Origin of the sequence: Streptomyces sp. NPDC050842, assembly GCF_044456565.1 — a bacterium.
Lineage (GTDB): Bacteria > Actinomycetota > Actinomycetes > Streptomycetales > Streptomycetaceae > Streptomyces.
Map to the genome: position 1 here is coordinate 18,406 of NZ_JBITGA010000002.1, position 18,098 is coordinate 36,503.

Here is an 18,098-nt window from a genome sequence, read left to right on the forward strand (position 1 = left end):
ATCGTGGAACGCGCCGAGTCCGGGCGGTCGTCGCGGCCCACCGTGGCCGTCGTCGGCGCGGGCGCGGCCGGCGCGCTCGTCGCCGTCCAGTTGTGCGAGGCGGCGGCCCGGCGGCGCATCGCGCTCGACCTGGTCCTCGTCGACCCCGCGCCGGAGGCGGGCCGGGGTGTCGCGTACGCCACCGAGGTCCCCGAGCACCGGCTCAATGTGCCCGTCGGCGGCATGAGCTGCTACCCGGACGACCCGGGGCACTTCCGGCGCTGGCTCTGCCGCCACGGCGAATCCACCGTCACGGCGGCGGACTTCGCCTCCCGGTACCGCTACGGCTCGTATCTCGCCGACACGCTCGGGCGCGCCGTCATCGCCGCGCATGGCACGGTCTCCGTACGCCGGTTGCGCACCCGGGCGACGGGGTGCGCCGACGCGGCCGGGGGGCGGCTGGAGCTTCGACTGGCCGACGGCGGCACGGTGACGGCGGACAGTGTGGTCCTCGCGACCGGGCCGGCGGCGGGCAGGGCGGGCTGGGCCCCGGCCGAGCTCCTCGCCTCCGACCGCTTCGTCCCGCGCCCCTGGTCCCCCGGCGCGCTCGACGCCGTCGGCGAGTCGGACGACGTCCTGCTCGTCGGTACCGGTCTCACCGCCATCGATCTGGCGCTCGTCCTCGACCGCCCGGGCCGTACGGTGCACGCCGTGTCCCGAAGCGGGCTGCTCCCACAGCCGCACGCGGTCGCCCCGCTGCCCGCCGTACCGCCGCCGCCGGGCCTCGCCGGGCTTCCCTTCCACCGCCTCCGCCGGGAGCTGACGCGGCACTTCGCCGCCACGCGACGGATCCACGGCGACTGGCGGCCCGCGCTCGACGGGCTGCGGCCCGAGATCGTACGGCTCTGGCAGGGCCTCACCGACGACGAGCGGGCGGAGTTCCTCGGCCGCGACGCCACCCCGTGGAACGTGCACCGGCACCGCATGGCGCCGTCCACTGCCGAGACGGTCGCCCGGGCCCGCGCCGCCCGCAGGCTCCGGATCCACGCCGGCCGGGTCGCCTCCGCGGCACCGGGGCAGGACGGTGGCCTCGTCGTCTCGCTCGCCGACGGCCGCGAGCTGCGCGTGGCCTGGGTGGTGGACTGTACGGGGCCGGGGCTGCGGGCCGACGGCGGCGGCGACCCGCTGTGGTCCGGTCTGCTGGCCGACGGCTTCGCCGTACCCGGGCCGCTCGGCATCGGTGTGTCCACCGACCACGGCCGGCTGCTCGACGCCGGGGGGCACCCGGGGCGGTCGCTGTTCACCCTGGGGGCGTCCCGCCGCGGCGAGTTGTGGGAGACGACCGCGATCCCCGAGATCCGTGCGCAGGCGAAGGAGGTCGCCGAGGCCGTGCTCGCCCCGCTGACCAGCGCTCCCCGTTCGGCACGCCGCCGGCCCACCGACCAGTTCGGGCTGCCGCTGTCCACGCACGCGGCGGCCGCGGCGGCCTTCCGGGGCGGACTCGGCCGGGTCGTCACCGTACGGGCGAAGGCGGCAGAGGCCTTCGCGCGGGCCACCGAGCTGGATCCCGGGTTCGCGCTCGGGCACGCCGCGCTCGCGCTGCTCGGGCACGAGTGCGGAGCGGACGTCGATGTCGCCCGGGAGCTCGCGGACGCCCAGCGCAGCGTGCGGGAGCGCGGGGACGAGCGGGAACGGTCGTTCGTCGACGTCGTCACGCGCCGCATCACGGAGCACGAGGCCCAGGGAGGTGGCGCGGGCAAGGGAGCGGGTGACGGTGACGCGGCGCTCGTCGACCACCTCGACCGCTACCCCGCCGACGCGTTCGCGCTCGGCATCGCGGTCCCGACGATCGCCTTCTCCGGCGTCGCGGACCTCGACGGGACCCTGGCCCTGGGGCTGGTGGAGCGGACCGCGCCCGCCTACGCGGGGCACTGGTTCCACACCTCGCTCCTCTCGTTCGTCCGGCAGGAGCAGGGGCGGATCGAGGAGGCCGGGGAGCTCGCCCGGGCGGCCCTCGCCGCGGAACCCGCCTCCGGCCACGCCGTACATGCCCTCGCCCACGTCCACTACGAGTCCGGCGACCACCACGTCGGCCGGGACTGGCTCGACGGCTGGATCGGCGGCCACGGGCGGGGCGCCGTACACCGGGCGCATTTCTCCTGGCACGTTGCGCTCCACGAACTGGCCCTCGACGACTCGGCGGCCGTGCGCCGCCGGTGGTTCGCCCAGCTGGCCCCGGGTCAGGTGAACGGGGTGCGGGCGCTCGTCGACTCCGGATCGCTGCTGTGGCGGGCCCGGATGTCCCGGAACTGGACCGGCCGCGTACCCGTCGACGGCGTGCTCGACGCGGTCGCCCGCGAACTCGTCGAGCGCCCCTCGACCGCGTTCACCGCGCTGCACAGCGCCGTGGCCCTCACCGCCGCGGGCGACGTCCCGGCGCTGCGCCGGCTGAGCACGCACGCGGCCGGCGCGGACCAGGTCCAGCGCGAGGTCATCGTCCCCCTGTGCGGCGCGCTGGAAGCGGTGCTGGAGGAGGAGTGGGCGACGGCGGTACGGGGACTACGCGGGCTGCTGCCCTCGCTGCGCCGGGTGGGAGGCAGCGCGGCGCAGCGCGAGGTCATCGAGGAGACCCTGCTGTACGCGCTGGTCGAGGCGGGGCACAGCGACACCGCCCGCGACCTCCTCGAACAGCGCCTCGACCGGCGTGCGTCCCCGCTCGACCGGCGTCGGCTGGCCGGGCTGAGCGCCTGACGGGAACCCACAGGCGCCGGGAAGGGACGGAACGTCAGAGGCGGGGCGGGGGCGTGGGCCCCCCGCCCCGCCTCTGTGTTGCGTCTGTACTCCCAGATGTAGTACTTCTTATACATGAGCGAGCAGGTACACAACAGGCTGGCAGTTGTACGGGCCGAGCGGAAGGTGTCTCGACAGGCACTGGCCGAGGCAGTGGGCGTCCACTACCAGACCATCGGCTACATCGAGCGCGGTCAGTACAACCCCAGCCTGGACCTGGCCCTGAAGGTGGCCCGGTTCTTCGGACTGCCCGTGGAGGCGCTGTTCTCCCTGGAGCCGTTCCAGCCGCTCACCGACGAGGTCTACGGGAGGAAGCAGTGATGACCACGACGCGCTACGACCGGCGGATGTACGCCGTGATGAACGACCGCCGGGCAGCGGCGGTGTACGCCACGGCGGGGCGCCGACGGCTGCTGGTGGGGACCCACTTCGCCCTCACCACCGTCGGGGTGGGCTCCTATATCGGCGCGGTCTTCGGTTCCGGGTTCGGCTCGGCCGCCGCGGTCGCCATCGTGCTGCTGCCGTGGGTGCTGCTCACGGGCATGCTGAACGGCGCCACGCGCGGCCTGCTCGAACTGCGTGGTCGGATGCTGGACGAGCGGCAGCTCGTGGAGCGCGACCGGGTGCGGGCCCTGGCCCACCGGATCACCCTGTGGCTGCTCGTGGTCGCGGCGTTCGGCGCGGGCACCTACAGCGTCGTGACGGACGCGCCGCTCCAGGCGGCCGTGACCCCGGTCCTCGTCGGTGTGCTCGCCGCGCACTGGATGATGCCGCTGTGGGTGGCGGGACTGCGGGTCCAGGACGATCTCGGGGACGTGGACGACGAGTTCGTCGACGCGTCCTGACGAGGCCTGAGGCCCCGCTGAGGACACGCTCTCAGCGGGGCGTCAGCACAGAGAATTCGTTGCCGTCGGGATCGGCCATCGTCACCCGGCCGGTCCCGTCCTTGCATACGTCCATGTCCGTGTCCGTGTCGACGAGCGTCGCTCCGAGGGAGACGAGGCGGTCGATCTCGGCCTGCCGGTCCGTCCGGGCCGGCGGAGCGAGCTCGAAGCGGAGTCGGGTCCGCCCGTCCCTCGGGTTCAGCGGCGGACCGCCCCAGGTGACCTTCGGTCCGCCGTGCGGTGAGCGGATCGCGGTCTCCTCGTCCTGGTCCCAGACCAGGGGCCAGCCCAGCGCCTCGCTCCAGAAGTACCCGACGGCCTGCGAACCGTCGCACGCGAGCGCCCCGATGAATCCGCAGTCGGCCAGGAAGTTGTTGCCCGGCTCGATCACGCAGAACTCGTTGCCTTCGGGGTCGGCGAGCACCACGTGCCCGTCGTCCGGGGTCTGGCCGACGTCGATGTGCCGAGCGCCGAGCGCGAGCGCCCTCGCCACGACCTCCCGCTGGTCGTCGAGGGACGTGCTCGTCAGGTCGAAGTGCAGCGGGTTCTGGACCGTCTTCTTCTGTTGGGTGGGGAGGAACCGGAGCCGGAACCCGGTGTCGTCGCTCGGGAGGAGCACGATGCCGCCGTCGGGGTCGCCTTCGGGGGCGTCGCCGGATGCGTCGTTCATCTCCCAGCCCAGGACTCCGGCCCAGAAGCGGGCGAGAAGGGACGGGTCGTTCGCGTCGAAGCCGAGCGCGTGGAGGTGGGACGTCATCTCACGGACACTGCCCGAGGGGCGCCGGCCGATCAACCCGTTTTCCCGGCTCGCTGTCGCACGCTCGCGAGGAGGTCGTCGAGGGGTGCCGGCACCTGCCCGGGGCCCAGGGCCTCGACGAGGAGGGTGCCGTAGCGGATCTTGCGGCCCTTCTTCGTGCCGAGGAAGCGCCGCAGTTGCAGATGCCGAGGGCGGCCGTGCTGCGCGGGCTGGTGCAGGAAGGTCTGCCAGGGGCGGAGGTCGCCCTCGGTCCGGACGATCTCCTCGACCCTCTCCGTGCCCAGGGCTCGGATGAGTTCGTCCTCCAGGTCCGCCGCGCACACGAAGACGTCCCGCGTCGGCGCGCCCGCCCGCGTCAGGCCCCGGTCGTAGAAGGGCTGCTCGCGCTCGTCGCACAGCCCCACCAGGCGCAGGCCGAGGCCGGGCGGGCCGAGCAGGGCGGCGTAGCGGCCGATGTTCATCGCCCCGCCCATCGACACCACGCACACGCCCTCCGCGGCCAGGTCACGGCCACGCCGCGCGGCCAGCGCCTCGACGGCGGCGAGGTCGCTCAGCCCTTCCAGCAGCACCGCCGTCCGTACCCCCAGCCGCACGGCCAGCTCGCTCGCCGGCTCGCCGGGGCCGCCGCTCGCCCAGTCGCCGACCGCTTCTCGGAACGCGTCCATCTCTTGCATGGAGCGAGTCTGTACCTCCCCCGACGGTAAGGCACGGGAATTTCGCAGGTCGTGACGATCAAGAGGTGGCACTGCGGCGGTCAGGACGGGAGGGGGACGGCGGCGGAGAGCACGGTGCCTTCGCCGGGGGTCGATTCGACGGCCAGGGTGCCGCCGAGCTGCCGCACGCGCGCGTGCATGGCGGGCAGCCCGTGACCGCGTACGCCGCCCGGACTGTCGGTGCGCCCCTCGGTGGGGGTGAAGCCGCGGCCGTCGTCGGCGACGTCCAGGACGACGTGGTCGTCGAGGTACGTCAGGGTGAGGGCGGCGGCGGTCGCGTCGGCGTGTTCGCGGATGTTGGCGAGGGCGCCCTGGGCGATGCGCAGCAGCGCGGACTGTACGCGTTCGGGGAGGGGCGTGGTGGGGGTGCCGTCCTGGTGGAAGCGGACCTGGAGGGTGTCGGAGGTCTCCCGGTCGGCGAGGGTGCGCAGCGCGTCCTGGAGGCCGCCGCCGTCGGCGAGGTCGGCGGGGGCGAGGTCGTGGACGAAGCGGCGGGCCTCGGCGAGGTTGTGTTCGGCGATGGAGGCGGCGGTACGGACGTGGCGCCGGGCGGCCACGGGGTCGCTGTCCCAGAGCCGGTCGGCGGCCTGGAGGAGCATCTGTTGGCTGGAGAGGCCCTGCGCGACGGTGTCGTGGATCTCCATGGAGAGTCGCTGGCGCTCGGCGAGGGTGCCCTCGCGGCGCTCGGTCGCGGCGAGTTCCCGGCGGGTGCGGACCAGGTCGGTGATGACGGTCCGCAGCCGGTCGGCCTGCCGCTGGGAGTAGATGAACACCGCCGTGGCGACGGCGGCCCCGGCCGGTGGCGCGAACAGCAGGTTGGGGTCGAACCCGAAGCGCATCCGCAGGTTGGCCTGCGCGGCCACGACGGCGGCGGTCAGCAACGCGACGAGGATGATCGCCGGCCGCGTCCGCAGAAAGCGCAGGCCGGTGTAGTAGAGCGGCACCGCGCACCAGCCGAAGCTCGGCGCCAGGACGACCAGGGTGAGCCAGGTGCCGACAACGGCGGTCAGCCAGAGCACGGCGGACGCGGTCAGCGCGCCGGACGCGGCGGACCGCTGAGGGCCCAGGATCGGGCCCAGGATGTAGAGCAGGGCGAGGACGACGGCGAGGGCGATCACCCAGGGGGTGCTGGGCGCGCCGGGATGGACGATCAGGTAGCGGGTCAGTGACGAGCAGAGGAGGACGAAGAACGCCACGTGCATCACGGTCGCGAGCCAGCCCGCGTCGGGGTCGGCCGCCTCCTCGCCGAGGGGTGACCGTTCGTTCGTCCGCACTGCCTCGCTCCTCGCCGCCGCCCGCTTCTCCCATGACCAGGCTATCCGGAATGATCCATTCCGTATCAACCGATCGGTTGACCCCGGGGTCCTCCGCAGGGGGCGCCGGAGGCAGCCCGTAGGCCGACCGTCCACGGGCCGGGGCGGCACCAGGATGGAGTGCAGAGCGGGAACGCAGAACGCTTCCCGAGGCCCCTCAGGGGCGCATCCCAAGGAGCTGACGACCGTGAAGAAGCTGTCCCTGCGCACCCGTGTCCTGACCGGTACTCTCGCCGCCACCACGCTGGCCGCCGGTACCTTCGGCGCGGTCTCCGCCAACGCCGCCACCCCGGCCGCGGCTCCCGCCGCGGTCACGGCCGACGCGAAGAACAAGAACACGACGGAGTCGACGCACCTGACGATCGAGGCCGCGACGAAGGCCGCGCAGGCCACGCTGGACGCCGCCGAGAAGGAGAACCAGCGCGTCTCCGTCGCCGTCGTCGACCGCAACGGCAACACCCTCGTCACCCTCCGCGGCGACGGCGCCGGCCCCCAGTCCTACGAGTCCGCCGTGAAGAAGGCCTACACCGCCGTCTCCTGGAACGCCCCCACCTCCGAACTCGCCAAGCGCCTGACGAACGCGCCCACACTCAAGGACATCCCCGGCACCCTCTTCCTCGGCGGCGGCGCCCCCGTCACCGCCAAGGGCGCCCCCATCGCCGGCATCGGCGTCGCGGGCGCCCCCTCCGGCGACCTCGACGAGAAGTTCGCCCAGGCCGGCGTCGCCAGCCTCGGCAAGTAGCACCCCTCTCGGACTCCGGCGGCATCCGGTCCCCCGTCCGGGTGCCGCCGGCCTTTTTCGTACCGGCATGGAGGAACGAGATGGACGACCGCAACCGCCGCCTGCTGACGGCCGCCCGCCGGGGCGACGCCGGTGAGATCCGCGCCGCCCTGGACGCCGGGGCACGAGTGGAGGCCCGCGACGAGGAGCTGCGCTCCCCGCTGCTCCTCGCCGCGCTCGGAAGCCACGTCGAGGCGGCCCGCGTGCTGGTCGCCGCCGGGGCCGACCCGAACGCGCAGGACCGCCGACACGACAGCGCGTGGCTCGTCACCGGCGTGACCGGGAGCGTCCCGATGATGCGGGTGCTGTTGCCCGCGGGCCCGGACCTGGCGCTGCGCAACCGGTTCGGCGGCGTCTCGCTGATCCCCGCGAGCGAGCGCGGCCACGTCGCCTACGTACGGGCGGTGCTGCGGGAGACCGAGATCGACGTCGACCACGTCAACGACCTCGGGTGGACGGCCCTCCTCGAAGCCGTGATCCTCGGCGACGGCGGCCGCCCGCACCAGGAGGTCGTCGCCCTCCTCCTCGCCGCCGGCGCCGACCCGGAACTCGCGGACGCGGACGGCGTCACGCCCCTGCGGCACGCACGGCGCCGCGGCTTCGACGCGCTCGCGGCCCTGCTCGCCGACGCCTGACATCCGCCGACCCTTCGCTCGCCGCGCGCGGCCTCGGCGTGCGCGGCCTCGGCGGGCACGGGCCTCGGCGTGCGCGGCCTCGGCGGCGCCGTACAGAAGATCCTTCGGCACCTTCCCGGTGAGCGGGAACTGGCTCCTGCGCCGGGCCGCCTCTCCCTGCCAGGCTCCGGACCGCTGTGGTTCCGGGCCCGCGACCCCCACGAGGGGCCGGGCGGCAGGGAGGACGTGACGGATCATGACAGGCGCGCAGACGGTCGCCCGGCTCGCGGACCGGGCCGCTGAGAGGTACGGGGACGAGGAGGCCCTCGTCTTCGGCGAGGACCGCTGGACGTTCGCGGAACTGCGGGACCGGGTCGACCGGGTGGCACGCGCGGTGATCGCCCAGGGGGTGTGGCCCGGCGCCTCGGTCGCCGTGTGGGCGCCCAACAGCGCCCGCTGGGTGGTGGCCGCGCTGGGCGCGGTGGCCGCGGGTGGAGTGCTCGTCCCGGTGAACACCCGCTACAAGGCGGCCGAGGCCGCCGACATCCTGCGCCGCTCCCGCGCCCGGCTCCTCTTCACCGAGCACGACTTCCTCGGTACGGACTACCGGGCCATGCTCACGGCGTCGGGTGAGGAACTCCCGCTGCTCGAACGGACCGTCGCCCTGCACTCCGGTGAGTGGGCCCGGTTCCTGTCGGGCGCGGAGCGCGTCACCGCGGAGGAGCGGCTGGCCCGGAGCGCCGCCGTCCGCCCCGAGGACACCGCCGACATCCTCTTCACGTCCGGGACCACCGGCCGGCCCAAGGGCGTCCCGACCACCCACGCGCAGAACCTGCGCGTGTACGACGCGTGGGCCCGCGCGGTCACCCTCCGGCGCGGCGACCGCTATCTCCTCGTGAACCCGTTCTTCCACACCTTCGGCTACAAGGCGGGCGTCCTCGCCTGTCTGCTGCACGGGGCCACGATCGTCCCCGAGCAGGTCTTCGACGCGGAGACCGTCCTCGGCCGCATGCGGGACGAGCGGATCTCCGTCCTGACCGGCGCGCCCACCGTCTTCACCTCGCTCGTCCACCACCCGCGACGCGCCGCGTACGACCTGTCGTCGATGCGGATGGCCGTCACGGGTGCGGCGAACATCCCGACCGCGCTCATCGAACAGATCAGGACGGACATCGGCGCGCGGAGCGTCAGCACCGCGTACGGACTGACCGAGTCGACGGGCGTGGTCGCGATCTGCCGGCCGCACGAGTCCCCCGAGACCCTGGCCGGCACCTCCGGAACGGCCCTGGAGGGCACGGAGCTGCGCATCGACGCGCCGCCCGGGGAGCCCGGCGAGATCCTCACCCGCGGCCACCACGTCATGCACGGCTACCTCGACGACCCCGAGGCCACCGCCGAGGTCGTCGACGACGACGGCTGGCTGCACACCGGGGACGTCGGCGTCCTCGACGAGCACGGGTTCCTGCGGATCACCGACCGCCTCAAGGACATGTTCGTGGTCGGCGGGTTCAACGTGTACCCGGCCGAGGTGGAGCACGTGCTGCGCGGCCATCCGGCGGTCCTGGACGCGGCGATCGTGGGCGCGCCGGACGAGCGGCTCGGGGAGGTCGGCGTCGCCTACTGCGTACCGGCCGCGGGGGCCCGGATCGACGCGGCGGACCTGACCGCCTACACGCGCGAGCGCCTGGCCAACTTCAAGACCCCGCGGGCTTTCCACTCCGTGCCGGCGCTCCCCCACAACGCCGCTGGAAAGGTCGACAAGGCCGCCCTGCGCCGGCGAACCACCACCAGCTGAGGAGAAGACGAACTTGACTCCTCCCCCTGCTGAAACAGGGGGATTCCTAGCTCACGTCGCCTGTACCCCCGGCGGGGGTGCAGGTCTTACACGATCAGCACTAGCCGGGTACGAGACCAGCCCGGACGAGCATCACGCGGGCGGAGTTCTTGTCTCTGGGCGAGACCACTCCGCACGCGATGCACACACACGTTCTCTCGGAAAGGGGTAGGCGGTGCTTGGCTCTCGCTCCGCAGTGAGCACGGTCCATGGTGGTGTGCGCGGGGTTGACCAGGTGCACGGTGCGCCCGTGCTTGCGAGCGATCTCGATCAGAGCCGTCTTGGTGGCGCCGATCGCTGCGTCAGCCGCTTTGCGGGCCATGGTCGATTTCGACAGGAACTTCGGCTTGAAGTCCTCGACCGCCAAAGCGTCGTGGTCGCGAACAACCTTCGTCGCCCACTTGCGGGCGGTGTCCTGGCGCTGCCGGGCCACCTTCTTGTGCAGCTTCGCCGTCTGCGCCTTGGCTTCGCGGTAGCCCTTCGATCCGGGCTGGCCCTTAGCGGGCTTCCGGCGGGCCATCATCCGCTGGTACTTCGCCAGGCGCTGCGCTGCGCTCTTCCCGTGCTGCAGGTGGGGAAGGTCGTGGGCATCGGATGTGGTGGTCGCGGTTTCTTTGACTCCCCAGTCGATACCGATCACGGAGCCGGTTTCCGGCAGGGTCTCGGTAGAGGTGGCGACGCACTGCCCTCACGGAGCCAGCCCATCGAAGTGCGGCCCTCGGTCAGCATCTTGTCCAGCCGTGCCGGGCCACACTTCTCGTCCTCGCTGTGCGCCTTCTTCGAACGGGCGCAGCACTCGTTCCACAGCCATCTGCACCGCGCCCACTCCGCTTCAAGAGCTGCGCGGGCCGTGGACGACACGCGCAGCCGGTAGGTATGGCGAGCGTGCCCGTCACCTGCCGCTTCCTGCGCCGAGGCCGTCATGAACAGCAACCTATCTGAGAGGACTGACAGTTGAGAACAATCGATCTTGGTGGGCTCACTCACCACCTCGGCGGGTGGACGCCGGATCGCCCTGGCGGCGATCCGGCTACCTCTGCCCTGCTCCGCAAGAGTCCGATTCCTCCCCAACCTGAAGGCCGGGGCATCCTCGGAGGAATCCAGTGAACGACAGCATCACCGACTCCGTCGACGTCGTCGTCGTCGGAGCAGGCGTCACCGGCCTGTACGCCGTCCACAAGCTGCGCGGCCTCGGCTACCGCGTGCGCGGTTTCGAGCGCGGGGACGACGTGGGCGGCGTCTGGTACTGGAACCGGTACCCGGGCGCCCGCTGCGACGTCGAGTCCGTGGACTACTCGTACTCCTTCGACGAGGACCTCCAGCAGGAGTGGGACTGGAGCGAGAAGTACGCCACCCAGCCGGAGATCATGCGCTATCTGCGCCATGTCGCCGACCGCTTCGACCTGCGCCGCAGCTACACCTTCGCCACCTCGGTGACCTCGGCCGAGCTGGACGAGAGGACGCTGCGCTGGACGGTGCGCACGGACGGCGGCGAGGTGATCTCGGCCCGGTTCTGCGTGTACGCCGTCGGCTGTCTGTCCAGCACGCACCTGCCGGACATCCCGGGTGTCGCGGAGTTCGGCGGCGCCACATACCACACCGGCGCCTGGCCGCACGAGGGCGCGGACTTCACCGGCCTGCGCGTCGGCGTCATCGGCACGGGCTCCTCCGGCATCCAGGCCATCCCGCTGATCGCCGAGCAGGCGGCCCATCTGACCGTCTTCCAGCGCAGCGCCAACTACAGCATCCCGGCCGGCAACGCGCCGCTGGACGAGGAGACGCGCGTACGGCAGAAGGCGGAATACGCCGAGCGGCGGCGTCTTTCCCGGCTCAGCGGTGGCGGCTCGCCGCATGCGGCGCACCCGTCCCGGACGTTCGAGGTGTCCGAGGACGAGCGGCGGGCGGCGTTCGAGAAGCGCTGGGAGCTGGGCGGCGTCCTGTACTCCAAGACGTTCCCGGACCAGTTGACCGACCGGGCGGCCAACGCGGCGGCGCGCGCGTTCTGGGAGGAGAAGGTCCGCGCACTCGTCGACGACGAGCGCTGCGCCGATCTCCTCGTCCCGACCGACCACCCGATCGGCACCAAGCGGATCGTCACCGACTCGCATTATTACGAAACGTTCAACCGTGACGACGTGCGCCTGGTGAGCCTGCGCGAGAACGCCATCGAGCGGGTCGACGGCAGCGGGGTCGTCCTGGCCGACGGCGCGCGGGTGGAGCTGGACGCGATCGTGTTCGCGACCGGCTTCGACGCGATGACCGGCGCGATCGACCGGATCGACATCCGGGGGCGCGGCGGGCGGCGGCTGAAGGACGTCTGGAGCGAGGGCCCCCGCACCTACCTGGGCCTCGGGATCGACGGCTTCCCGAACCTCTTCAACCTCACCAGTGCCGGCAGCCCGTCCGTCATGGCCAACGTGGTCCTGTGCGCCGAGCAGCACGGCGACTGGCTCAGCGACTGTCTGCGCCACCTCGACGCGTACGGCTACCGGGGCATCGAGGCGAGCGCGGAGGCCGTGGAGGAGTGGGTCGCGCAGTGCCGCGACCGGGCGGCCGCCACGCTCTTCCCGGCGGCGAACTCCTGGTACCTGGGGGCCAACATCCCGGGGAAGCCACGGGTGTTCATGCCGTTCATCGGGGGGTTCGGGGTGTACGGGGACATCATCGCGGACGTGGCGGACTCGGGGTACAAGGGGTTCGACCTGATCACCACCGTCTGACATGCACGCGAACGCCCCCGCCCCCCATCGGATCCGGTGGGGGGCGGGGGCGTTCGCGTGCGCGTCCGTCGTGCGGTGGTCAGTGCGGGTCGAGTGCGGCGCGCAGGAAGCCGAACGCGGTCGCGCGGGCCTCGGCCTGGTCGGGCAGGCCGTCGGCGGCCATGGTGAGGAAGCCGTGGAACATCCCCGCGTAGTGGTGGGCCTCGACGGGGACGCCGGCGGCGGTGAGGGCCGCCGCGTACGCCAGGCCCTCGTCCCGCAGCGGGTCGAAGCCGGCGGTGACGACGTGCGCGGGCGGGAGCCCGGACAGGTCGGCGCCGGCCAGTGGGGCGGCGCGGGGGTCGGTCCGGTCCACGGGGTCCGGCAGATATCCGTCCCAGTACCAGCGCAGATGGTCCGAGGTGAGGAAGTAGCCCTGGCCGTTCTCGCCGTACGACGGCCGGGAGCGGGTGGGGTCGAGCATCGGGTAGTAGAGCGCCTGGCAGACGATGCGGGGGCCGCCCCGGTCGCGGGCGAGCAGGGTGAGGACGGTGGCGAGGTTGGCGCCCGCGCTGTCCCCCGCGACGGCGATACGGCGGTCGGGGAACGCCTCCGCCGCCCACAGCAGCGCCGTGTAGGCGTCCTCGGGGGCGGCGGGGAAGGGGTGCTCGGGGGCGCGGCGGTAGTCCACCGAGACGACGGTCGCGCCCGTGGCCAGGGCCAGGACGCGGCAGAATCCGTCGTGGCTTTCGAGGTCGCAGAGGACGAAGCCGCCCCCGTGGCAGTACAGGATCACGGGGGCGTTCTCGTGGACGCCCGGGTCGTAGACGCGTACGGGTACGCCGTCGGCGTCCTCGTCCGTGACGCGGGCGACGGGCAGCGGGGTGACCGGGGGCCTGGGCCGGGCGGCGAAGAAGGCCCGTACCTCGGCGATGTCCGTCATCTCCGTTCCCAGCGGCGGGAAGTGGGCGCTGGCCAGGTCGATGACCGCCTGGACCTCGAGCGCGGGCCGGGTCACGCGTCCTCTCCCCTCGGGGGCAGCGCCGGCATCCGGCCGGCCGACGCCCCGCCGTCCACAGCCAGTTCGGCGCCGGAGAGGTACGAGGCGTCGTCGGAGGCGAGGAAGGCGACGAGGCGGGCGACCTCGTCGGGCTCCCCCACACGGCCGAGCGGCGCGGCCGGGTGCACCGTGGTGCCGAGGTGAGCGGTCATCGCGGTGGCGATGGCCCCGGGGTGGACGGAGTTGACGCGGATGCCGTCCGGGCCGAGTTCGAGGGCGGCGGTCTTGGTCAGGCCGCGCAGCCCCCATTTCGCGGCTCCGTAGGCGCCGTGCCCCCAGATGCCCTGGAGGCCCGCCTGGGAGGACATGTTCACGATGGACCCGCCGCCGCTCGCCCGCATCGCCCCGGCCGCGGCGCGGATGCCGAGGAACGGGCCGATGAGGTTGACCCGGAGGAGTGCTTCCAGGCGGGCCGGGTCCTCGTCGACGATGGGCGAGGTGGAGTAGATCGCGGCGTTGTTGACGAGGACGTCGAGTCGGCCGAAGGTGTCGACTGCGGTGGCCACCGCGGCGGTCCAGGACTGCTCGTCGGTCACGTCGTGCCGTACGAAGCGGGCGGCGGGGCCGAGTGACGCTGCCGTCGCCTCGCCCTCGGCCTCGCGGACGTCGGTGAGGACGACCCGGGCCCCGAGGGCGACGAGGAGACGGGCCTCGGCCTCGCCCATGCCGCGGGCCGCGCCGGTGACGAGGGCGACCTTTCCGGTGAGGTCGGCGGGCATCAGCGGCTCCCTTGGTCGGCGCGGGTGCGGGCGATGTCGTTGACGGCGAGCCAGCTGAAGGTCATGGCGGGGCCGATGGTCGCGCCGGGCCCCGGGTACGTCTCGCCCATGACCGCCGCCGAGACGTTGCCGGAGGCGTACAGGCCGTCGATCGGCGTGCCGTCCTCGCGAAGGACGCGGGCCGTCGCGTCGGTGACGAGGCCGCCCTTGGTGCCGATGTCACCCGGGTGCACGGGGATCGCGTGGAAGGGTCCCCTCTCCAGTGGCGCCAGGTTGGGGTTGGGGAGTGTCGGGTCGCCGTAGTAGCGGTCGTAGACGCTGTCGCCGCGGTGGAAGTCGTCGTCGCGCCCGGCGCGCGCGAAGCCGTTGAAGCGGTCGACCGTGGCGCGCAGCCGCTCCGGGGCGACGCCGATCCGTACGGCCAGTTCCTCCAGGGTGGCGGCCTTCTTGACGAATCCGCTCTCCAGCCACGGCTTGGGGAAGGGCCGGCCGGGGAGCAGGCCCATGAAGAGGTAGCGGGACTTGGCCGTGGCGTCGAGGATCAGCCAGGAGGGGACGGTGGTCGCCCCGGGCTTGTCGTTGGCGTACATCGCGTCCACGAACTCGTGGTACGGCGCGGCTTCGTTGGCGTACCGGTCGCCCGCCCCGTCGACGATGACCATGCCGGGGACGCCGCGGTCGGCGACGAGGAAGAACGGCTTGCCCTCGGGCACGACGACCGACGGCGCGCCCCACACCTTGTCCATGAGGTCGGTCGCGGCGCCGAGGGCCGTGGCCAGTTCCAGGGCGTCGCCGGTCTGTCCGTCGGCGGCGGCGCTCCACTCGCCGGAGGTGGGCGCCGGCAGGTGCTTCTCGCGCAGCTTCTGGTCGTGCGAGAAGCCGCCGGAGGCGAGGACGACACCGCCGGTCGCCCGGATCGTGAGGTCGCGGCCGTCGCGGAGGACGCGGATCCCGGTGATCCGGCCGTCCTCCTCCACCAGGCCGGTCAGCGGCGCGGACAGCCACAGATCGCCGCCGAGGATGTCCAGTGAGTGCCGCATGCGGGCGATCAGCGCTTCGCCGAGGGAGAGCAGTCGCTGTCCGGAGAGCAGGGCCTTGACCGCCCGGCCGCCGACCCGGGCGGCGGTCCGGCGGCCGGCCCAGGTGCGGCCGACCATGTTGAGCCGGCGGAAGTCCTTGGAGGTGATGGTGAGGCCGTAGGTGGGCAGTCCGGCGCGGCGCATGGTGGCGCGCTGGTCCGGGTCCAGCTTCTTGAAGTCGAAGATGCGGGGTTCGATGGAGCGGCCCTGCGGGTAGCCGCCGAGCCGCTCGGGGTAGTAGTCGGAGTAGCCGGGGGTGTAGACGAACCTCACGGCGGTGCGGTCGTGGAACTCCCGCACCATCCGGGGCCCGTGCGCGAGATAGGCGTCCTTGCGCTCGGCCGGTACGCGGTCGCCGACGGTGGCGTCGAGGTAGGCGCGGGCCTTCTCGGGGGTGTCGCCCAGCCCGGCCGCGTCCAGGTGGAAGTTGTTCGGTACCCATATGGCGCCGCCGGACAGGGCGGTGGAGCCGCCGTACACGTCGGTCTTCTCCACCACCAGGACGGTCAGCCCGCGGAGCCGGGCGGTGAGGGCCGCGGCCATGCCGGCGGAGCCGGAGCCGACCACCACCACGTCGTACGTGTGGTCCCAGGTGTCGTTCATCGGGTTCTCCCTCGTCATCGGGTTCTCCCTGGTCAGCGGGGGGTGATCAGGGCGTCGGTGAGGACCGGCGCGTCGTCGCGTTCCGCGGCGCCGGCCGTCAGCCGGTAGCCGTCGGCCGTGTCCCAGACGCGCAGCCGCAGGGTCTCCCCCGGGTGGAACACGCCGGCGAAGCGGGTGCGGCAGACGGCGACGGCGCTCGTGTCGGCGTCGAGGAGACGGTCGGTGACGGCCTTGACCGCCATCCCGAAGGTGCAGAGGCCGTGCAGGACGGGACGGTCGTAGCCCGCGCGGCGGGCGGTGGCGGGGTCGGCGTGCAGCGGGTTCCAGTCGCCGGTGAGCCGGTAGAGCAGGGCCTGCTGGCGGAGCGTCGGGATCTCCAGGAGGAGGTCGGGGGCCCGGTCCGGCGCGGGGAGGCGGTCGGAGGGACCGCGGTCGCCGCCGAAGCCGCCCTCCCCGTGGACGAAGATCTGGTTGCGCTGGGTGAGGAGGGGCGCGCCGTCCTCGCCGAGGAGCGTGGACTCCTGGACGATGACGGCGGCCCTGCCCTTGTCGTACACGTCCGTCACCCGGGTGACGGCGGTTCCCCGGGCGGCGGCGGGCAGCGGGCGGTGTGCGGTGATCTCCTGGCCGCCGTGCAGGACGGCGGCCAGGTCGATGTCGACGCCGGGCAGGTCGAAGACCTGGAATCCGACGCCTCCCGTGCCGCCCGCGACCACCCCGAACGTGGGCAGGACCTGGAGCCCCCGCTCGTGTCCCTCGAACACGTAGCGCAGCTCGCGCGGGTCGGTCTCGGGGGCGCCCGCGCCGAGCGCCAGGTGGTACAGCCGCACGTCTCGCTCGTCCCACACCACTTCGGTGCGTACGGGCGGGGCGGATGTCGCCTTGTCGACGTCGATCGGCATCAGAACGCTCCGACGGCGTAGCGGCTGCGGAAGAACAGCAGCGGCCGGCCGTCCTCGCGGGCGTCGAGCGCGACCACCTGGGCGGTGACCAGGGAGTGGTCACCGGCCTCGTGGACGGAGTGCAGTACGCACTCGACGAAGGCGAGGGCTCCGTCGATCCGTACGGTCCCGTGCTCGCCAGCGCTCCAGGGCACGTCCGCGAACTTGTCGGCTCCGCTGCGGCCGAGCGCGGCGCAGGTGTCCCGCTGCTCCTCGGCGAGGATGTTGACGCAGAACCGGCCCGCCCGCTCGATCCTCGGCCAGCTGCTTGAGGACGTGCCGACGGCGAGCATGACCAGCGGGGGGTCCAGGGAAAGGGAGGCGAAGGACTGGCAGGCGAAGCCGACGGGTTCGCCGCCGTCGAGCGCGGCCACGACGGTGATGCCGCTGGCGAAGCGGCCGAGGACGTCGCGGAAGTCGGCGGGGTCGATCAGCCGTTCCACTGGTGGCCCCAGAAGCTGTCGGCGGTGATCTCCTTGGCGACCCAGGTGGCGGGGTCGACGACCAGGCCGTCCCAGCCGTACTCGACCTGGAAGCCGCCGGGCGCCTGGGCGTAGAACGACACCATCCGGTCGTTGGTGTGGCGGCCGAGGCTGGAGGCGATGGGGATGCCCGCCGCCTGGGTGCGGTCCAGGCCGCGGCCCACGTCGTCGAGGGTCTCCAGCTCGACCATGAAGTGCACGATGCCGGGCGGCAGGGCGCCGGGGTAGAGGCCCAGGCTGTGGTGGCGGCTGTTGGGGCTCAGGAAGTGCATCCAGTGGAAGTCCCGCTGCTCCGCTGCGGTCGGGACGGCCTGCGGCGGGAGCTTCATGGAGTCGCGGAGCTGGAACCCGAGCAGGTTCTCGTAGAAGTCGAGTGCGGCCTCGATGTCGGGGACCGGGAGGACGACGTGTCCGAGGCCGAGGTCGCCGGTGACGAAGCGGTTGCCGTACGGGGTGCCGAGCGCGGAGTGGTCCTGGGCCTGGCCCCAGTAGATCTCCAGCGGGTTGCCGCAGGGGTCCGTGACGTGGATCAGGCCCTGGACGCGGCGCTCGGCGAGTTCGGATGGGTCGGCGGCCTTGACGGCGACGCCCGCCTCCTCCAGTTCGGCGGCGGCCGTGGCGAGCGCGGTGGCGTTGGCCACCTCCCAGCCGGCCGCGAGCAGCCGGTCGCTCTCGCCCGCCTGGATGGCGATGCGGTAGGCGCGGTCGTCGACGCGCAGGAGGAGGGTGTCGTCGGTGGTGCCGGTCGCCTGCACCATGCCGAGCACGTCCAGCGCGTAGCGGCGCCACGCGTCGAGGTCGGTGGTCTCCAGCCGCAGGTATCCGAGAGCACGGATGTCCATGGTGATGC

16 protein-coding genes and 1 pseudogene are annotated in these 18,098 nt (G+C 73.0%); 7 read left to right on the forward strand and 10 right to left on the reverse strand.

The features are described from left to right. The first annotated feature begins 42 nt into the window (after positions 1-42). From ACIBG6_RS05355 to ACIBG6_RS05365, 3 genes are all read left to right on the forward strand, one after another. Positions 43-2,730 carry an FAD/NAD(P)-binding protein gene (locus ACIBG6_RS05355; RefSeq protein ID WP_399221935.1) on the forward strand — a complete coding sequence of 896 codons (2,688 nt, stop codon included), beginning with the start codon at positions 43-45 and terminating at the stop codon, positions 2,728-2,730. Positions 2,731-2,844: 114 nt separating this feature from the next. Continuing rightward, the gene (locus ACIBG6_RS05360; protein ID WP_055639523.1) at positions 2,845-3,090 is read left to right on the forward strand and encodes a helix-turn-helix transcriptional regulator; all 246 of its coding nucleotides are present in this window, start codon (positions 2,845-2,847) and stop codon (positions 3,088-3,090) included. Beyond that, positions 3,090-3,614, forward strand: a complete 525-nt coding sequence (locus ACIBG6_RS05365) for a hypothetical protein (RefSeq protein ID WP_399221219.1) — start codon at positions 3,090-3,092, stop codon at positions 3,612-3,614. Before ACIBG6_RS05360 ends, ACIBG6_RS05365 begins: the two co-directional genes overlap by 1 nt. 31 nt (positions 3,615-3,645) lie before the next feature. Here ACIBG6_RS05365 and ACIBG6_RS05370 read toward each other — a convergent pair whose 3' ends face one another. The 3 genes from ACIBG6_RS05370 to ACIBG6_RS05380 all read right to left on the reverse strand — a co-directional run bounded on the left by ACIBG6_RS05370 (position 3,646) and on the right by ACIBG6_RS05380 (position 6,325). After that, complete coding sequence (locus ACIBG6_RS05370; RefSeq protein ID WP_399221220.1) at positions 3,646-4,410, reverse strand: VOC family protein; 765 nt, start codon at positions 4,408-4,410, stop codon at positions 3,646-3,648. A gap of 32 nt (positions 4,411-4,442) precedes the next feature. Next, positions 4,443-5,084, reverse strand: a complete 642-nt coding sequence (locus ACIBG6_RS05375; protein ID WP_399221221.1) for a TOPRIM nucleotidyl transferase/hydrolase domain-containing protein — start codon at positions 5,082-5,084, stop codon at positions 4,443-4,445. 80 nt (positions 5,085-5,164) lie between these two features. Further along, positions 5,165-6,325 carry a sensor histidine kinase gene (locus ACIBG6_RS05380; RefSeq protein ID WP_399221936.1) on the reverse strand — a complete coding sequence of 387 codons (1,161 nt, stop codon included), beginning with the start codon at positions 6,323-6,325 and terminating at the stop codon, positions 5,165-5,167. Between the two features lie 298 nt (positions 6,326-6,623). On the opposite strand from ACIBG6_RS05380, the gene ACIBG6_RS05385 reads away from it, so the two are divergent. From ACIBG6_RS05385 to ACIBG6_RS05395, 3 genes are all read left to right on the forward strand, one after another. Continuing rightward, a complete protein-coding gene (locus tag ACIBG6_RS05385; protein ID WP_399221222.1) occupies positions 6,624-7,178 on the forward strand; it encodes a heme-binding protein in 555 nt (184 codons plus the stop codon). Positions 7,179-7,258: 80 nt separating this feature from the next. Continuing rightward, complete coding sequence (locus tag ACIBG6_RS05390; protein ID WP_399221223.1) at positions 7,259-7,852, forward strand: ankyrin repeat domain-containing protein; 594 nt, start codon at positions 7,259-7,261, stop codon at positions 7,850-7,852. A gap of 235 nt (positions 7,853-8,087) precedes the next feature. Then, positions 8,088-9,626: a FadD3 family acyl-CoA ligase gene (locus tag ACIBG6_RS05395; RefSeq protein ID WP_399221224.1), complete on the forward strand. Its 1,539-nt coding sequence runs from the start codon at positions 8,088-8,090 to the stop codon at positions 9,624-9,626. A gap of 51 nt (positions 9,627-9,677) precedes the next feature. Here ACIBG6_RS05395 and ACIBG6_RS05400 read toward each other — a convergent pair. Next, positions 9,678-10,589, reverse strand: a pseudogene (locus ACIBG6_RS05400) (RNA-guided endonuclease InsQ/TnpB family protein). Positions 10,590-10,768: 179 nt separating this feature from the next. On the opposite strand from ACIBG6_RS05400, the gene ACIBG6_RS05405 reads away from it, so the two are divergent. Continuing rightward, positions 10,769-12,385: a flavin-containing monooxygenase gene (locus tag ACIBG6_RS05405; RefSeq protein ID WP_399221225.1), complete on the forward strand. Its 1,617-nt coding sequence runs from the start codon at positions 10,769-10,771 to the stop codon at positions 12,383-12,385. A 79-nt stretch (positions 12,386-12,464) separates the two neighbouring features. On the opposite strand, the gene ACIBG6_RS05410 is transcribed toward ACIBG6_RS05405, so the two are convergent. The 6 genes from ACIBG6_RS05410 to ACIBG6_RS05435 are packed head-to-tail and all read right to left on the reverse strand — an operon-like array spanning position 12,465 to position 18,090. Then, on the reverse strand, positions 12,465-13,382 hold the full coding sequence (locus ACIBG6_RS05410) for an alpha/beta hydrolase (RefSeq protein ID WP_399221226.1): 918 nt from the start codon (positions 13,380-13,382) through the stop codon (positions 12,465-12,467). After that, the gene (locus ACIBG6_RS05415; protein ID WP_399221227.1) at positions 13,379-14,143 is read right to left on the reverse strand and encodes a glucose 1-dehydrogenase; all 765 of its coding nucleotides are present in this window, start codon (positions 14,141-14,143) and stop codon (positions 13,379-13,381) included. The genes ACIBG6_RS05410 and ACIBG6_RS05415 overlap by 4 nt, the downstream gene beginning before the upstream one ends. Beyond that, complete coding sequence (locus tag ACIBG6_RS05420) at positions 14,143-15,843, reverse strand: FAD-dependent oxidoreductase (protein ID WP_399221228.1); 1,701 nt, start codon at positions 15,841-15,843, stop codon at positions 14,143-14,145. Before ACIBG6_RS05420 ends, ACIBG6_RS05415 begins: the two co-directional genes overlap by 1 nt. Before the next feature lie 14 nt (positions 15,844-15,857). Continuing rightward, positions 15,858-16,727, reverse strand: coding sequence for a MaoC/PaaZ C-terminal domain-containing protein (locus tag ACIBG6_RS05425; protein ID WP_399221229.1), 870 nt, complete (start codon positions 16,725-16,727; stop codon positions 15,858-15,860). After that, the gene (locus ACIBG6_RS05430; protein WP_399221230.1) at positions 16,727-17,209 is read right to left on the reverse strand and encodes a flavin reductase family protein; all 483 of its coding nucleotides are present in this window, start codon (positions 17,207-17,209) and stop codon (positions 16,727-16,729) included. Before ACIBG6_RS05430 ends, ACIBG6_RS05425 begins: the two co-directional genes overlap by 1 nt. Continuing rightward, positions 17,197-18,090 (reverse strand): VOC family protein, encoded by an 894-nt coding sequence (locus ACIBG6_RS05435; protein ID WP_399221231.1) that lies wholly within the window; start codon positions 18,088-18,090, stop codon positions 17,197-17,199. The genes ACIBG6_RS05430 and ACIBG6_RS05435 overlap by 13 nt, the downstream gene beginning before the upstream one ends. Between the last annotated feature and the right edge of the window lie 8 nt (positions 18,091-18,098).

Excerpts from the sequence above, each read along its gene's own strand:
- ACIBG6_RS05435 (WP_399221231.1), bottom strand. The coding sequence starts at position 18,090 with ATGGACATCCGTGCTCTCGGATACCTGCGGCTGGAGACCACCGACCTC.
- ACIBG6_RS05360 (WP_055639523.1), top strand. The coding sequence starts at position 2,845 with ATGAGCGAGCAGGTACACAACAGGCTGGCAGTTGTACGGGCCGAGCGG.
- ACIBG6_RS05375 (WP_399221221.1), bottom strand. The coding sequence starts at position 5,084 with ATGCAAGAGATGGACGCGTTCCGAGAAGCGGTCGGCGACTGGGCGAGC.
- ACIBG6_RS05365 (WP_399221219.1), top strand. The coding sequence starts at position 3,090 with ATGACCACGACGCGCTACGACCGGCGGATGTACGCCGTGATGAACGAC.
- ACIBG6_RS05380 (WP_399221936.1), bottom strand. The coding sequence starts at position 6,325 with ATGCACGTGGCGTTCTTCGTCCTCCTCTGCTCGTCACTGACCCGCTAC.
- ACIBG6_RS05395 (WP_399221224.1), top strand. The coding sequence starts at position 8,088 with ATGACAGGCGCGCAGACGGTCGCCCGGCTCGCGGACCGGGCCGCTGAG.
- ACIBG6_RS05420 (WP_399221228.1), bottom strand. The coding sequence starts at position 15,843 with ATGACGAGGGAGAACCCGATGAACGACACCTGGGACCACACGTACGAC.
- ACIBG6_RS05370 (WP_399221220.1), bottom strand. The coding sequence starts at position 4,410 with ATGACGTCCCACCTCCACGCGCTCGGCTTCGACGCGAACGACCCGTCC.
- ACIBG6_RS05425 (WP_399221229.1), bottom strand. The coding sequence starts at position 16,727 with ATGCCGATCGACGTCGACAAGGCGACATCCGCCCCGCCCGTACGCACC.
- ACIBG6_RS05415 (WP_399221227.1), bottom strand. The coding sequence starts at position 14,143 with ATGCCCGCCGACCTCACCGGAAAGGTCGCCCTCGTCACCGGCGCGGCC.
- ACIBG6_RS05390 (WP_399221223.1), top strand. The coding sequence starts at position 7,259 with ATGGACGACCGCAACCGCCGCCTGCTGACGGCCGCCCGCCGGGGCGAC.